General features: G+C 63.9%; 14 protein-coding genes. 8 read left to right on the plus strand and 6 right to left on the minus strand.

Annotated features, from left to right (window positions below):
• Positions 1-125 precede the first annotated feature (125 nt).
• Positions 126-1034: a DNA-methyltransferase gene (locus tag A8950_RS09065; RefSeq protein WP_133613339.1), complete on the plus strand. Its 909-nt coding sequence runs from the start codon at positions 126-128 to the stop codon at positions 1032-1034.
• Entirely contained in the window at positions 1031-1765 is a 735-nt protein-coding gene (locus A8950_RS09070; RefSeq protein ID WP_133613340.1) for a BglII/BstYI family type II restriction endonuclease, read from the plus strand. The genes A8950_RS09065 and A8950_RS09070 overlap by 4 nt, the downstream gene beginning before the upstream one ends.
• Before the next feature lie 736 nt (positions 1766-2501).
• On the opposite strand, the gene A8950_RS09075 is transcribed toward A8950_RS09070, so the two are convergent.
• Both A8950_RS09075 and A8950_RS09080 read right to left on the minus strand, forming a co-directional pair.
• Positions 2502-2843: a hypothetical protein gene (locus A8950_RS09075; protein WP_133613341.1), complete on the minus strand. Its 342-nt coding sequence runs from the start codon at positions 2841-2843 to the stop codon at positions 2502-2504.
• A 476-nt stretch (positions 2844-3319) separates the two neighbouring features.
• Positions 3320-4891, minus strand: coding sequence for a recombinase family protein (locus tag A8950_RS09080; RefSeq protein ID WP_133613342.1), 1572 nt, complete (start codon positions 4889-4891; stop codon positions 3320-3322).
• A gap of 337 nt (positions 4892-5228) precedes the next feature.
• On the opposite strand from A8950_RS09080, the gene A8950_RS09085 reads away from it, so the two are divergent.
• Both A8950_RS09085 and A8950_RS09090 read left to right on the plus strand, forming a co-directional pair.
• The gene (locus A8950_RS09085; RefSeq protein WP_243735589.1) at positions 5229-5789 is read left to right on the plus strand and encodes a GNAT family N-acetyltransferase; all 561 of its coding nucleotides are present in this window, start codon (positions 5229-5231) and stop codon (positions 5787-5789) included.
• 124 nt (positions 5790-5913) lie between these two features.
• Positions 5914-7128, plus strand: coding sequence for a patatin-like phospholipase family protein (locus tag A8950_RS09090; protein WP_133613343.1), 1215 nt, complete (start codon positions 5914-5916; stop codon positions 7126-7128).
• Between the two features lie 24 nt (positions 7129-7152).
• On the opposite strand, the gene A8950_RS09095 is transcribed toward A8950_RS09090, so the two are convergent.
• Genes A8950_RS09095 through A8950_RS09105 form a run of 3 tightly spaced genes read right to left on the minus strand, consistent with a single transcriptional unit; the run spans position 7153 to position 9532 of the window.
• Positions 7153-7713 (minus strand): PAS domain-containing protein, encoded by a 561-nt coding sequence (locus A8950_RS09095; RefSeq protein ID WP_166645089.1) that lies wholly within the window; start codon positions 7711-7713, stop codon positions 7153-7155.
• Positions 7710-8426, minus strand: coding sequence for a pseudouridine synthase (locus A8950_RS09100; protein WP_133613345.1), 717 nt, complete (start codon positions 8424-8426; stop codon positions 7710-7712). Before A8950_RS09100 ends, A8950_RS09095 begins: the two co-directional genes overlap by 4 nt.
• Positions 8423-9532, minus strand: coding sequence for a class I SAM-dependent methyltransferase (locus A8950_RS09105; protein ID WP_133613346.1), 1110 nt, complete (start codon positions 9530-9532; stop codon positions 8423-8425). The genes A8950_RS09100 and A8950_RS09105 overlap by 4 nt, the downstream gene beginning before the upstream one ends.
• Before the next feature lie 280 nt (positions 9533-9812).
• On the opposite strand from A8950_RS09105, the gene A8950_RS09110 reads away from it, so the two are divergent.
• Positions 9813-10013 (plus strand): hypothetical protein, encoded by a 201-nt coding sequence (locus A8950_RS09110; RefSeq protein WP_133613347.1) that lies wholly within the window; start codon positions 9813-9815, stop codon positions 10011-10013.
• 15 nt (positions 10014-10028) lie between these two features.
• Here A8950_RS09110 and A8950_RS09115 read toward each other — a convergent pair whose 3' ends face one another.
• Positions 10029-10871 carry an AraC family transcriptional regulator gene (locus A8950_RS09115; protein WP_243735612.1) on the minus strand — a complete coding sequence of 281 codons (843 nt, stop codon included), beginning with the start codon at positions 10869-10871 and terminating at the stop codon, positions 10029-10031.
• A 231-nt stretch (positions 10872-11102) separates the two neighbouring features.
• Between A8950_RS09115 and A8950_RS09120 the strand changes: the two genes are divergently transcribed.
• Genes A8950_RS09120 through A8950_RS09130 form a run of 3 tightly spaced genes read left to right on the plus strand, consistent with a single transcriptional unit; the run spans position 11103 to position 14862 of the window.
• Positions 11103-12605: an iron-containing redox enzyme family protein gene (locus tag A8950_RS09120; RefSeq protein ID WP_166645090.1), complete on the plus strand. Its 1503-nt coding sequence runs from the start codon at positions 11103-11105 to the stop codon at positions 12603-12605.
• Positions 12602-14065, plus strand: a complete 1464-nt coding sequence (locus A8950_RS09125) for a pyridoxal phosphate-dependent decarboxylase family protein (protein WP_133613350.1) — start codon at positions 12602-12604, stop codon at positions 14063-14065. Before A8950_RS09120 ends, A8950_RS09125 begins: the two co-directional genes overlap by 4 nt.
• Positions 14062-14862 (plus strand): class I SAM-dependent methyltransferase, encoded by an 801-nt coding sequence (locus A8950_RS09130; protein WP_133613351.1) that lies wholly within the window; start codon positions 14062-14064, stop codon positions 14860-14862. The genes A8950_RS09125 and A8950_RS09130 overlap by 4 nt, the downstream gene beginning before the upstream one ends.
• The last annotated feature ends 4 nt before the right edge of the window (positions 14863-14866 follow it).

The following is a 14866-nucleotide window of genomic DNA, read 5'->3' on the forward strand; positions in this document are numbered from 1 at the left end:
TCGCGTGCGCGTCGGGGAGAGGCTATTCCACACACCGTTCCACTGCCGGACATAGTACCGGAGGGGGAAGGAGTCCCTGGTGAATCGCGGCGGTCGGACAGACTACTGCCTATAGAGGAGCAATCATGCATACCAACGGCGCGCAACGACGGAACGATTCCCGGATTGCCTGTCGCGACAACCTCTCGTTCATGCGTTCGTTGGCGGATGAGTCAATGCGGCTGATTGTTACGTCACCGCCGTACAATATCGGGAAGTCATATGAAACCCGAATCACGTTGGACGACTACATTGCGGGCCAGGATAAGGTCATAGGCGAATGCGTCCGATTGCTCGACAAGCAGGGTTCTCTGTGCTGGCAGATTGGGAATCACGTTCAAGGGGGCGAAATTTTCCCGTTGGATGTCGTTCTTTATCCCATCTTCCGCAAATACAATTTGAAGCTCCGAAACCGAATTGTCTGGCACTTTGAGCACGGACTGCATTGCTCGAAACGCCTCTCGGGTCGCTACGAAACCATTATGTGGTTCACGAAGTCAGATGACTACGTATTCAACCTCGATGCTATTAGAGTGCCGCCCAAGTATCCTGGGAAGAAGTACTATAAAGGCCCGAAGGCGGGCCAACTGTCCTGTAATCCTCTCGGCAAGAACCCTGGTGACGTATGGATTTTTCCGAACGTTAAAAACAACCATGTTGAAAAGACCATTCACCCCTGCCAGTTCCCGGTCGAATTAGTCGAACGTCTCGTCCTATCACTTACGGAACCGGGTGACGCAGTGCTCGATCCTTATATGGGCGTGGGTTCGTCAGCGGTTGCCGCCGAGATGCACGGGCGGGCGGGGTATGGTTGTGACGTCGTTAAAGAGTACGTTGAGATCGCGAAAGACCGATTGAAGCAGCTTAGGAACAAGACACTGAAGACGCGCCCCATGACTCGTCCGGTTTACGATCCGGCAAAGCCTCGTGGCGGACAACCTGACATGGATCGAGAAGACAATGTCGTGTCGATGGCGGCGATGGCCGCAGAATGAAGTTGTCGGTCTACAGCTATCGATACGCGCAGGAAATCCTCGAACACCCAAACAATGTGGGCGCCTGGAACGAGATCAAGTCGGTTCTTCAGGAGGCGCCGGTCTTTATCTATCCGGGGAAAAGCACCAAGAGCAAAAAGCTCAAAATCGTTCAGCAGCTAATGAACACCTATTTCGACAGGCGCTTCGCTGTTGATCTTGGGTGGAAGTATCATCCGCTCGCTACCGCAATTAAAAACTCCAACTTGGCAGCGGACTTCCAGAAGCAATTCGGGAACCTCACCATTCAGGCTGAAATTCAGTTCGGCAACATGGCACGGTGGTACTCCGATATCTTCAAGCTACAGGCGGCATATTCCAACTCGCTTATTCAGCTTGGGTTGCTTGTCGTGCCAATGGCCGAAATGGCTAAGGTAACAGACTCCAACGTGGCGCAGTTCGAGCGAGCTTCTCGTGAACTACCAGCGGCAAATCTGTCGATCACACTGCCAATCATGTTGGTCGGGCTTGAACAGGATGCTCACACGCCGGAAGTAGACGTTCGCGAGTGCGCTTTCGCAAGCCTCAAGGATATCGTCGGCAAGGGGAACACTGAGAATCGCTGGCGAATCATCAATGGTTATCTCGCGGGCGTACCAATGAAGGACATTGGGCCTCACAGCCCAACAGGCCCCATGCTAGAAACCGCACCCGAGGAAGAGGAAGAAGAAGCGAGCGGTAGCGCACCTTAGACCACCGATTTACGATCAGCGCCCATTTTACCTGCTTCGCCGCCGCTGCTTCCACAATGTGGGCTTTGCTGTCGCCCTCTAAGCTGCCGATTTCTCTTCCGATGCCGTTACGGCTGGGCGTCTGGAATATCCCCGTCCGACCGTTAGGTTGTCCCGTCGAAGATTGAGGCCGTTGCCGTCGTGGTACGTGACGCGCTGGCCCCTCTTGGCTTGGGTGAGAAGGCGGGCGATGGGAACTTTCCGGCCATCAACCCACCCGACCACATAGAGGTGCCCCTGCCCATCGCTGTTCAAGCATGGGCGGACGATGCCGAATTGGTCGCGGAGGGCCGCGAGGTCAGCGGCGTAAATCTGGAACGATCCACCTTCGACCTCTACGATTGCCACCTTCCGCCCATTGGGGCTGCTGAAGAGGCGGTAGGGGGCAGGGGAACGGGGTCGGAAGGTTCGATTTGGATGGGTCATAGAGGGTCCTGTCAGGAATGAGTCCTCGCTGCCCGTGCGGGAGTCGCTGGGCAGGGGGTGCGTTGTTTCGGGTAGGGGTGGTGCGGAAGCGCCCAGAGGCCGCCAGAGGAGTCCTGAGGGGCCGTTGTGGCGTTGGTTAGTCTAGGGGCCACGGGTTGGTATCGAGCAACCCTTCCAAGGCCCCCAGCACTAACGCCGCCTGAAGCCCAGCGAGATTACCCCCAGGTCAGAACTGGGGGTAATGGTGGAGGAGGGGTTGGCGGGACGCTCTCTATTTGCGACTGACGAACTCATTCATCAATTCATCAGCCAGGATGACCGCAGTGTCCTTCGGGTCCGGCAGGGGGGTCTCTCTCGACTTGGGAAGTCTCACCCCTTCCAACATGTCCACCAACAGCCCTGGGTCAAAATCGTCGATCATGATGGCGGCCCGCATAACCGCTCGGATCACGCCGGGCCGGGAGGGGCGGCTGCCGTCCGTGGTCAGGGGGCGCAGTGTTTCTTGGAGCTTATGGAACATGGCCACGTCCTCGACCGTCGGAGCCATGATGACTTCTCGGTTCTGAGTGCGGCGGGTGGCATGTTTGGGCGTTGGGTAGGTGATGGGCTTCAACCCTTCGGCCCCTGTGAGATCGTATAGGTCCCAAGACCTCATTGTTTCCCCTTGGTGCCATTGGGGGACAAGAGGGACTCGACGTGGTCGAGAAGGTTACGACCCACCAGCCCACCCACAAGGTCTAGGGCATATCGGATAGCGGATGACCTGTCGGGATAACGAATGCTGTCGCGCTGGGAGAGGGCGCTGGTGATGGTCTTAAAGACGGCCATCTCGGGATTGGACATCCGCACATTAAGGACGTGCGGTCGCACTGAGTGCAGTTAAGCCTCCTAGTGTATGACGGTAAAACGGGGGGTGAGGAGTACGTCTCCCCAGAAAAAGCCGTGGCTGCCCCTAGGTATCGCACGGGGCCTAGCGATAGGTGGATTTGAAAGCGCACCCTACCCTCAGGTATCGCAGGGGGTCCTTCCGTTAGGTGGATTTAAATGTCCAGAGACGGTCCTGCCTCGGGTTTTGAGGCATCCTGCCTGTCACTGAGCGGCGGCTGGGGCTTTCAGGTATTCCTCGTCGGGCCAGCCGTATTGTAGTTCTGAGGTGCCCCCATGGTGCCAATGGAGCACCACCTTACCCCACCGCCAATCGACCTCCACCCCCTCCACAAGCTGTCGTAGCTGGTGATTGGTGGCGGGTATGTCGAGCGAGGCGGAGACTAGAAGGGACACGAGGTTGTCCACCCGCTTGATCAGGGTTGGGGCGCTGGCCTGGGCGCGAGCGGTAAGGAGCGTGTCTCGACGGGCCTTGTTCAAGCCGATTGCGCTTTCTAGCGACCGGATGCGTTCTCGGATGGACGGTGAAGAGGTGTGGGTTAGCTGGTCGAGCAAGACATCAATGTTCTCTTCCGCCCCCGCTATAGCCATCTCCAACGAATCCAATTCATCGTCGATCTCGCCTTCCCGCTGTGCGGGCGCGGGCATCGTCTCCCGCAGTTGTCTCGCTCGATCTACGAGGCACCTTTCGACTTCACTGAGGACAACACTACGATAGACGCAGCCAGCGCCGGTCTTGGCACGGTTGCAGACCAGATAGGGATTCCCGTACTTCCCATGCTTCTTTCCGTGAGACTTGCGGGTCATGGTGCCACCACACAACGGACACCGCGCGAGACCAGCCAGGATGCTTTGGACCTCGTGGGCCGCATGGCGACCGCGCTTAGGAGACTTGGTGTTGGCGATAGCCTGAACAGTTCGATACGTCTCAACGTCCACCACGGCGGGATAGTAGTTTTCGACGGGGTCGAGAGGCTTCCGAACCTTCTTGTTGTTGTCGTATTCAAGCTCGTGCGGCACGTATGTTCCGATCACCGCAGGGTTAACCAAAATCTTCTTCACGTAGCTTTCGTACCAGCGGTCGGCTTTCCGATCCGCAGTCTCGAAGACTGGCACGTTCTCTCGATTCAAAGTCTCTGTGATCGTGAGATAACCGGCCCCCGCTGCTCGCATCTCGTAAATGCGCTTCACCACCTCAGCCCGAGCCTCGATAACTGTCCATTGGCGCTTTTCACGGTCGAGGATTAACCAGCTTGGACCCATTGCCGTGAGGACCCTTTCGGCTGCCTTGGCGCGGCGTCCCTTCCAAGATTCCTTTACCCGCACCCCCTTCGACACGCTTTCTTCGTTGGCGCGGATCATGATCCCCAGCGAGATGAAAAGCTGATAGGGATTGGCGGCAATGGATTCCTTTGAATAGACTTGCTTGTCTGTCAGGGTAACGATCACCACGCCGCTCTCTATGATCATCGTGAACAGACCGAGTGCAGACATCACCTGTTGACGGCTCACGCGGTCCAGCGATTCCACTATCAAATAGCTGCCAGCTTCAATCCGCCCTTCTTCGACAAGATCGAGAAAGGCTCTCAGCGCCCCACGATTCGCGTTCCGGCCCCGGTAGGCTGAAACCCCGAGGTCCTGGAACGTCAGTGTCACGTCAAGGTCAAGACCGTGCTCTCTGGCGTAGCGAGCCGCATTTTCCGATTGTCGGCGGAATGAATCCCCCTGCATTTGCTCCGGGGTCGAGAATCGAAGATAAGAGTAAGCCTTCGGCATGGGGTTCCTCGTGGGGGCGCGGTAGATATCACGAGGTCTCTACAGCCGCAACAGGGTAAAGGCCGGCATCCCGCCCGAGACCTGCACCTGCACATCCACGGGACGGACATCGACGCCCTCGAATGCCACCGTGCGGATGCGCGCGACCATGGATTTGTTTGATCCGACCTGGGGTTGTTGAGGTTAGGAGAAAACAATCATGGCGCGCAGCATGGCAAAGCAAGCCCGCTTTGGCAACCGGGCGCGCCGGCAACCTCTTCTCCGGCTATGCCTCCATCCGCCCCAGCGCTTGAGCCAGCAGGGGCGGCCATCTACAAGACATGGCTCCAACCGAGCGATGATGAGGTTTGCCGCCTTGGCCCTGCTGCAGACAACGCGCCTGACGCTTCGTCCCTCCATGCCGGCGGATGCCGCCGATTTCAGGGCACTGGAGCGCGATCCCGAAGTGATGCGCTATCTCAATGGCGGACATCCCGTCGACCAGGAAGAAGCCGATCCAGATGCGCCCTTCCTGATGCCGCGCGGGACCGAGCCGCATGTGTGGACGGCGCGCCTTGCTGCCGGCGAAGCCTTTGTCGGCTGGTTCTGCCTCTGGCCGGAGGATGACGGGCTGGCCGAACTTGGCTATCGCCTCGCGCGGGCCTTCTGGGGCCGGGGCCTTGCCAGCGAGGGTGCTGCCGCCCTCATCGCCTGGGGCTTCACCGCGGCCGGCTACGGGAGGATCGTTTCCACCACCATGGTGGTGAACCAGGGGTCGCGCCGCGTCATGGAAAAGATTGGCATGACGCACACCCGCACGGTGCCCTTCACCTCGGGCGATCCCATTCCGGGGAGCGAGCAGGGCGACGTCTGGTACGAATTGACGCGCGCGGCCTGGCAAGCCGGCAGGGGGCATTAGGGCCGGCCGGTTTCACCCCGATCAGGGCAGGGTGTGGGAAAATTGTCGCCCGTCGCGCGCTTGCTTGCGGGCGTTCCGGAATTGGGACAAGCTTCCGTTCCAGCCGCAATGAGGGGGGATACGCATGGGACGGACGCGAAAGGCACTGGAACGGGCAGCCATCTTTCCCGTTCTCCTCGCCCTGTCGCTGCTCGCCGCCTGCGCCTCGCCGCCGGAGCGCACGCTGTCGCTGCAGGCCCCGGCCTATGCCACGCTTCCGAACGGGTTCGAGCCGCTGGACCCGACACGAATCTCGCATCTCTATGCCGATGTGGCGGCGGTGCCGGGCAACAACCTGATCCGCCATCTCGAGCAAAAGCGCGGCCATGCGCTCAACCTCCTCTCGCTCTCCGGCGGGGGCCAGAACGGCGCCTTCGGGGCTGGCTTCCTGAACGGCTGGCGCGAGGCCGGCACCAGGCCGCAATTCGATCTCGTTGGCGGCGTCAGCACCGGGGCGCTGCTTGCCACCCATGCCTTTCTGGGGACACCGGAAGACGACGCGCTGCTCGAGGAGATGTATACCGGCATCTCGGCCGAAGACATCTACGAGGATCGCGGCCTCCTCGCCCTGCTCTCGGCCGATTCGCTCCGGGACACCGCACCCCTGCGGGCCTTGCTGCAGAAATACATCACGCAGGAGACGCTGGCGCGCGTGGCTGCGGCCTATGACGACGACCGCATGCTCTTCGTCGGCACCACCAATATCGATTACGGCCAGACCTGGGTCTGGAACATGACCCTGATCGCCAAGGCCGGCAAGCTTGACCTCTATCGCGACGTGCTGCTGGCCTCGGCCTCGTTCCCCATCGTCTTCCCGCCGGTCGAGATCGACGGGCATCTCTTCGTCGACGGTGCCGCCCGCTCCAACCTGGTGATCCCGGGCATGGGCGGCACGCAGAAGCCGAACCCGCCGCTGCATGGGCCGGGCAACCTCTACCTGATCGACAACGGCAAGGTCACCCAGCCGCCGGAGGCGCTGATCCGCGCATTGGGCAAGATTGCCGCCACCACCATCAGCGTGATGATGGAACAATCCATGCAGACGGCGCTGACGCGCTCCTATGTCGGCACCAAACTGCTCGGCTATGATTTCAACATGGTCGGTATTCCGGACGGCGTCGATATCGGCAATGACGTGCTGGCCTTCGATCCCCAGCAGATGCGCGCCGCCTTCGATTCCGGGCGCGAACTCGCGGCACAGCAGAACCCCTGGTTTCACAGCCCGCTCAATTCCGGCGACATCCCCGCCTGGCTGCTGCAGGAAACGACGCCGCTGCCGGAGGCCGGCAGCACGCCCTAGGGCCGCCGCCGCCATCCGTTTCCCTCACGCCGCACCCGGATCCGGGATGCCCAGTTCGGCAAGCGGCAGTTCGTGGTGCAGCTCCACGAAGTCATTCCAGAAGGGATCGCGGTCGGCGCTGGTGAGGATGCAACCCAGCACGCCGGTGGCATGGATTCCATCCTCCGAAAGCGGCAGCATCAGCCTCGCATAGGCGATGAACTGGCGGTCATAGGAGGTCATGCGGTCATGGGTGTAGGCGACGATGCGCCGGGCCGCCACGTCATGGGTCTGGCGCGAGGTTTCGTCGAAATCGGCATGGGCAGCGGGCGCCACATGGCGCTGGCGGATCTCGGCCCTGGTCAACCCCCTGGGCTCGAAGCCGAAGGCCTGGCAGATGGCGCCGCCGGCGAGGCGATAGCGCAGTTCATCCGGCGTTGCCCCCACGTCGAGGAGGTTGATATGGGGGAGCAGCGGCCCGAGGGCGATGGCGTCGATGTCGCGCCGGCGCGGCAGGCGGCCTTCGACCACCAGCCCGCGCCAATAGAGATAGAGCGCGCGCAGGCGCGGATGAAGGATGACGGCGGGGACGGCACCCGTTCTCATGCCGGCGCGCCCTGGGGCAGGATGACGCGCGCCTTTTCTACCGCGTCGAGTTCGCGCCATTTTCCTTCCGCCAGATCGCCGAGATCGATCCCGCCCACCACCGAGCGGTGCAGCGCCTCGACATGATTGCCGGTGGCGGCGAACATGCGCCGCACCTGATGATAGCGCCCCTCATGCAAGGTGAGGCGGGCATGGATGGGGTCGATCACCACCAGCTCGGCCGGGAGCAGCGGCTTTTCCTCGGATTCCAGCATCATCGTGCCGCTGGCGAAGAGCGCCGCCTCGTCGCCCTTCATCGGCCGCGCCAGCGTCACCTCATAGACCTTGGGCACGTTGGATTTCGGCGAGATGATTCGGTGGAGAAAGGCGCCGTCGGCAGTCAGCAGCAGCAGGCCCGTCGTGTCGCGGTCGAGGCGCCCCACTGGCGAGATTGCGGGTTTTCGCAGGCGCCAGCGCATGGGCAGGAGGTCGTAGATGATGCGACCCGGATCCCTGGTCGAGCAGGTGAAGCCCAGCGGCTTGTGCAGCATGATGACGGCTTGCGAATCGGGATCGAGCGGGGCGCCGTTGAGGCGGATATCGTGATGCGCGACCTCGCTGTCCGCGTCGAGTTCGTTGCCGGCGGCATCGGTGATGCGGCCGTTGCGCAGCAGGGCCGCCACCTCCTTGCGGCTGCCATAGCCGAGATTGGCGAGGTGCTTCACCAGTTTCATCGCGCCACCGCCTCGATCACCTTGTAGCCGCCTTCCTCCGCCAGCACGCGGAAATGGGCAAAGCCCGCCACGAGGCCCTGCTCATAGGGCAGGTGCCGGTTGGCGACCAGCAGAAAACGCCCGCCGGGCTTCAGCGCCCTTGCCGCCGCGCCGATGAAGGCCTGGCCGAGATCGGCGCGGTCCGCGCGCGAAACATGGAAGGGCGGGTTGCTGACGATGAAATCATAGTCCCGCCGGCCATCGGTTTGTTGCCCAGTTTCTTGTTGCCCGGTGATGTGCGAGAGACCCCGCGTCACGTCATGCCAGTAGAATGCAAGACGCCGCCCGCCTGCCAGCGGGACCAGATTGCGTTGCGCAAGTTCCAGCGCATCCTGTTCGGCCTCATAGAGATCGAGCGCCGTGACGCCGGGGCGGCGCGAGAGGATCACGGCGCCGAGATAGCCGGTGCCGCAGCCAAGATCGGCGCCATGCCCAGCGAGATCGGTGGGGAGGTGTCGGGCGAGCAGGGCGGAGCCGGCATCGACCCGGTCCCAGGCGAAAAGGCCGGGCCGGGACCAGAATTTGCCGCCGGGAAATTCGGCGGATGCGATCTCGCGCGGGCTGACGCCTGCCTGCCATGACGCGACGCGGGCCCGGTCGATGCGCGATGGTTCGATCCGCGCCCAGAACACGCGGCACTTGTTCTTGGAGCGGCTCTCGACGCCGCCGGCGAGGGCGGCGAGATCGTCCTCGACCGACTTCGCTCCCTCGGCATTGGCGAGGGCCGCGACCACGATGCCGCCGGCTTCTGCCGCCATGACCGCCTCGGCGAGGAGCGCGCGCGCTTCCGCGCGCTGGCGCGGCGGCAAGACGAGGATGAGCGGGAAGGAGCCGGATGCCGGCGGCGTGGCATGGTCCAGGGTCAATCCCGCCGCCGACAGGCCCTGCGCGAAGGGCAAATAGCTTTGCCGGCATAGCAGGCGCGCCCGCGGCGCCTTGCCGAGCGCCGCCCCGGCGCGCGCCCGCAGGAAGAGGATATTGCCGCTTTCCGGCCAGGCGAGATCGCCTGTCGCAAAGGGCAGCAGCAGGGTGTCGAGGACGGGGTCGGCAAGGGGTGCGGCGGTCATGCAGCGGGATGTAGCCGATTGCGGGACTTGCGTGAAGGCATTGGGGAAGCTAGTCTGCCGGACATGAGCAAGTCGCATTCCACCGCCGCCCCCCTGATGGGCCGATTTTGGTACCGCTGGTATAAGCCAGCGGCCTGAGGACCTGCGCTTCCTCGCTTCTTTCTGAAAGATGGCCGCCTTCGCAAACTGGCGGCCTTTGTTTTTCCACCCTCCATCCCGGAACGAGCAGAGATCGACAGTCGCGCAAGGCGGTCCAACCACCGCCCAAGGAGAGACTGTGATGACCAGCTTCGATTTCGACGTGATTGGCGATACGCCGCAAAGGCCGCTGCCCAATGTGCAGGCGCCCAATGCACAGGTGCCCAATGCGCAGGTACCTGGCGCGCAGGTGCCGGCTTCACCGGTGTCTGCGGCGCCGGAAGTGCCGCCTGACAACCAGGCCAGGGCAGAGACCGGCAAGGTGGCCAGCAAGGCAGCCTGATCGGCAATCGCCGGGTCATGCCGTGTGGCGGTCGCCCTTGATATAGGCGCCGGGCGTTTCGCCCATGGTCTTGCGGAACATGGTGATGAAGGTGCTGGGATTGGCAAAGCCCAGTTCCAGCGCCACGTTCTTCACCGCATGGCCGTTGGCGAGCAGGGTGAGGCTTTTCAGCACCCGCATCTGCTCGCGCCAGCGATGGAAGGTCATGCCGGTCTCGGCCATGAACAGGCGTTCGATGGTGCGGTCGCTGGCACCCACCACCTTGGCCCATTCCTTGAGTGAGCGCCGGTCGGCGGGATCGCCGGTCAGCGCCTGGCAGATCGGCTTCAGGCGCCGGTCGCGCGGATAGGGCAGGTGCAGATCGCTGGTGGGCTGCGCCACGATCTGGTCGAGCAGCACTTCGGTGATATGCGCCATCGGTGTTCCCGGCCGGTAGAGGGCCGGGTCGGGCGGCCCGATGGCGACATGCGCCGCCAGGACCAGCTCGCGCAGCAAGGGGGTGACGGCGAGCGCGAAGGGCCGGGTCGGCAGATTGGCGCGCGCATCCTGTGCCACGTAGACCGTGCGCATCGCCGCCGCCTGGTTGATCAGAATCTCGTGCTCGATGCCGCCCGGCACCCAGATGCCGCGATTGGGCGGCGCCACCCATTGCCCGTGTTCCGTCTCCACCGTCATGACGCCGGAGATGCAGTAGATCAGCTGCGCCTTGCGGTGCGCATGACGCTCGATCTGCCAATCGGTCGGGTAGTCGATCGGCACGATCATGGCCGGCACCGGCACGGCATCGACATCGAACCAGCGGGCATCGATCTCCTCGCGGATCGCGGTCGGAAACTTGCTGGGGTCGAAGGCTTCCATCGGTAGCACGCGGGGTCTCTCCTGCTGCCGCCGGCATTGCGCCGGGCCAAGTGTCACCACCCGATCGAGTGTGCCGCGCCGCTGCCGGTGATGCAACTTCCGCCTATTTTACGGCTGAATCACGACACTCGGCGTACTATCGCATTTTGCCCGCATAGGTTGTGGCAGGTTACTTGACCACACGCTATGGTAACACCTGCTTCGCGACCGTTCCACCAGCAGGAGAATGCCATGAGCGTGACAGCAGCGACGCAATCACCCCATCCAGCCACCAGTCGGATCGCGCGCACGGCCATCGAATCGTTCGCCCGGCTCCCCTTCAACGACGAAGCGCAGGCAGATGAGCTGCAGATCGACGGTAATCCCTTCCGCCGTCCGAGCCGGGCCAAGGACCTGCCCTTCATCCCGCTCGGCAAACCGCTGCCGCTTGGCCAGCTCGCCGGCAATTCGGCATTGGCGCTGCATCGCCTGCTCCTCAACATCTATGAAGCGGACCAGCTCGTACTGCCCGTAGCCGCCGGTGACGCAACTGCCTGGGACGGTTTCGATGCCTTCTATGGGCCCGCGGCGATTGCCAGGGGCGAGCGGGCAAGGCCCTGTCTCGAACACATCCTCTTCGCCGCACTCGATGACGAGATCGAGATCAGCGGCAATTGGCAGGACGCGACGCTCGGCGCCTATTTCGACGACTTCCTGGCCGAGGAGCGGCGCCAGGCCGGCGCACCGGCCGAGGCCGATCCGCTGCTGGCGGCGATTCTCGCCGCCGCCGACCCAACCGCCGCGGCGAAGCATTATCTGGTGCAGATGGCGCCCGACTTTCTCTCCGAGGCCTCGGCCATGGCGCGCCTCGCGCCGGGCGCCTATGGCCCGCTGCAATCGGCCCTCTTCAATGTGCTGATCGACGAATACGGCGCCGCCGTGCACCGCGCCAAGCATTCGACCCTGTTCGAGGCGACGCTGGCCTCGCTCGGCCTCGATCCCAGGCCGCATTGCTACTGGCAATTCTACCAGCCCTCGGCGCTGATGCTGACCAACTACTTCCACTACATCACGCGCAACAAGGCGCATTTCTTCCGCTATCTGGGGGCGCTGTTCTACACCGAATCGACCCTGGTCAACGTCACCGCGCGCCAGAGCGCGCTGCTGGAACGCGTCTTCGGCAATGCCGTCGACACGCGCTATTTCGACGAGCACCACCATATCGACCGCCATCACAGCGAGATGGTGCGCCACCGCCTGATCGAGCCCGCCATCGCCGCCTATGGCCAGCGCGCCATCCGGGGCGTGCTCAGGGGTTTCGAGGAACTGCGCCTGCTGCAGCGCCTCGCCGATCAGGACATGGCGGACCAGCTTCTCTGGGCAGGGCGGCTCACGCCCAATGCGCCGGATGTCGCCGCGCATGTATCGCGCTGGCGCGCGGCGCAGGCAGAGGGATCAGGTAACTCCTTCCCGTCCGAAACCTTCCACGAAGCGCTGGACGAACGCTCGACCACCCATATTCATCCCGATGACCGGCTCCTCGTGCTGGAATCGGGTGAGATGGATTTCTTCCCGCTCTGCGGCGTCACGCTCCGCCTCCGCGCCGGCGATTGCCTCCTCATTCCGCAGGGCCGTCTGCACGGCTCCATCGTGCGCTCGGCCAGCTCGACCTATCACCAGCCGATCCTGACGCCGCAGGAAGCCGCGCCACTCTGGCGGCCCGGCCCGGAAATGAATGCGGGGGCTCGATCATGAGCTGCCCCGGCCAGGCCGGCACCCGCTTCCCGGAATGCGCCCCGGCCGAGATGACAAGCCTGCTGCAGGAGGCGGCCGCGGCGATCGTCGCCCGCATCGCGACGCCGGCCGCCGCCACCGTGCCGGGGCTCGATCGCGGCGCCATCGAGGCGCTGCTGCCCAGGGCGGCACCGCGTCGCGGCGGCGGGGCCGCACGACTGCGCACCATCCTGCTGGACGAGTTCCTGCCCACCTTGCGCGACTATCGCCATCCGCTGCATCTCGGCCACCAGCGCCCGGCGCCCGGCTTCGCCAGCCTCTATGCCGACCTGGCCGCCGCCGCCTTCAATCCCAGCGTCACCATGTTCGAGGGCGGGCCCTATGCGGTCGCGGTGGAGGGCCGCGTCCTCGCCTGGATGAAAGAACTGGCCGGCTATCCCGCGGACGCCGTGGCGACCCTGGTCAATGGCGGGGCTGAATCCAACCTGACCGCACTCATGGTGGCGCGCGACCAGGCCATCGCGGCGGGGGCCGCGCACGGGGATCTCCGCATCCTCGCCGGCGAACATGCGCATTACAGCATCGCCCGCGCCCGCCATGTGCTGGGCCTGCCGGCGGAAGCCCTCGTCGCCATTCCGTCGCGTGCCGATCTCGCGATGGATGTTGCCGCCCTCGCCGCCACGGCCGCGCGTGAACAGTCGGGCGGGCACCGCATCATGGCGATCGTGGCAGCGGCGGGTGCCACCGCCAATGGCGCCTTCGACGATCTCCGCGCCCAGCGCGCCATCGCCGATCGCCACGGCGCCTGGTTCCATGTCGATGCGGCCCATGGCGGTGCCGCCCTGCTTGCGCCGCGCCTTGCGCCGCTGGTGGCGGGAATCGAGGCGGCGGATTCCCTGGTCATCGACCCGCACAAGATGTTCTTCGTCAGCGCCCCCTGCTCGGTACTGCTGTGCCGCCGGCGCGGCGCCTTCGCCGCCTCGCTCGGCATCGGGCTGGAGCATGCCGATTACGTGATACCTGATCCGCAGACTTCCCTCATGCAATCGGATGGCGACGAGCCGCTGCGCTGGACGCTGGCCTGCACGCGCTTCTTCGCCGCCTTCCGCCTCTATGCCGCCATTGCCGCCTATGGGCTGGACGGGCTCGGCGTCAGGGTCGAGCGCTGCTGTGCCGCAGCCGGCGATCTCGCCGAGATCCTGCGCGGCGCGGACGATTTCGAGCTCCTCGCCGATCCCGCCTTCAACATGGTCTGCTTCCGCCACCTGCCGCCGGGCTGTGCCGATGCGGACGCTCACAATCGCCGCCTGCGCCGGCAGATCGCCGCCGGGCCGGAGGCCTATCTCACCGGCTGCCTGGCGCGCGGCGCCTATTGGCTGCGGGCGCAGATCATGAGCCCCAACACCGACCGGGCGGCACTCGCGCGGCTGCCCGAGATCATCCGCCGCAACGCAGCCGAGCTCAAAGGGAGGAAAGCATGAACGCAACCGAAGACAGCGAGGTCAAGCTGGCCGAGATGTGGTCGGTGAGCGGCCAGCTGCTGCACACCCCCGCCTACCGCGCCCGCCATGCCGGCCTGCTGGCGGCGGCTCTGGGCGATCGCGACGCCGCCATCCTCGATGCCGCCTGCGGCACCGGCTTCCCGCTGCTCGAGCTCATCGGCCTCGGCTTCCGCCACCTCACCGGCAGCGATGCCGATCCTGATCTATTGGCGCGCTGCCGGCAGCGCCTTGCCGCCTATCCGCGCCTGCGCGCCCGCCAGCCGCGCCTGATCGAGGCCAGCTGGCAGCAATTGCCCGATCGCATTGCGGAAACCTTCGCCAACGTGCTCTGCGTCGATGCCGCCATCGGCTTCATGGATTCCTGGGTGACCGGCGAGATGCGCCAGGGTCCCGCCAACATCTTCGCCCGCGTCACCGAGGTCCTGCGCAACTTCCATGCGGTGACGGCGCCGGGCGGGCGCTTCTTCATCGGCCTGCAGAAGAACAACCACAAGGGCAACCGCTTCTATCCGATGAAGGTGGGGGCGATGGAACTGGACGGAATCACCGCCGAGGCGCATTGGCACATGACCTATGACTGGGAGCGGCGCATCAAGACCTGGCGCAATATCGTGCGCGTGGGGGCGCGCGAGTTCACCCAGACCCGGCACTCCTATCTGTTCGATCTCGACGAGCTGGCCGGTTTCCTGCGCGATGCCGGTTTCGCCCGGGTCGCGCGCCTGCCGACACCGGATGATCTTTATGAGGACATCCTGGTGGCACATCGTGCGGGCTGAGGCG

Source organism: Dongia mobilis, from assembly GCF_004363235.1.
Taxonomy (GTDB): Bacteria; Pseudomonadota; Alphaproteobacteria; order Dongiales; family Dongiaceae; genus Dongia; species Dongia mobilis.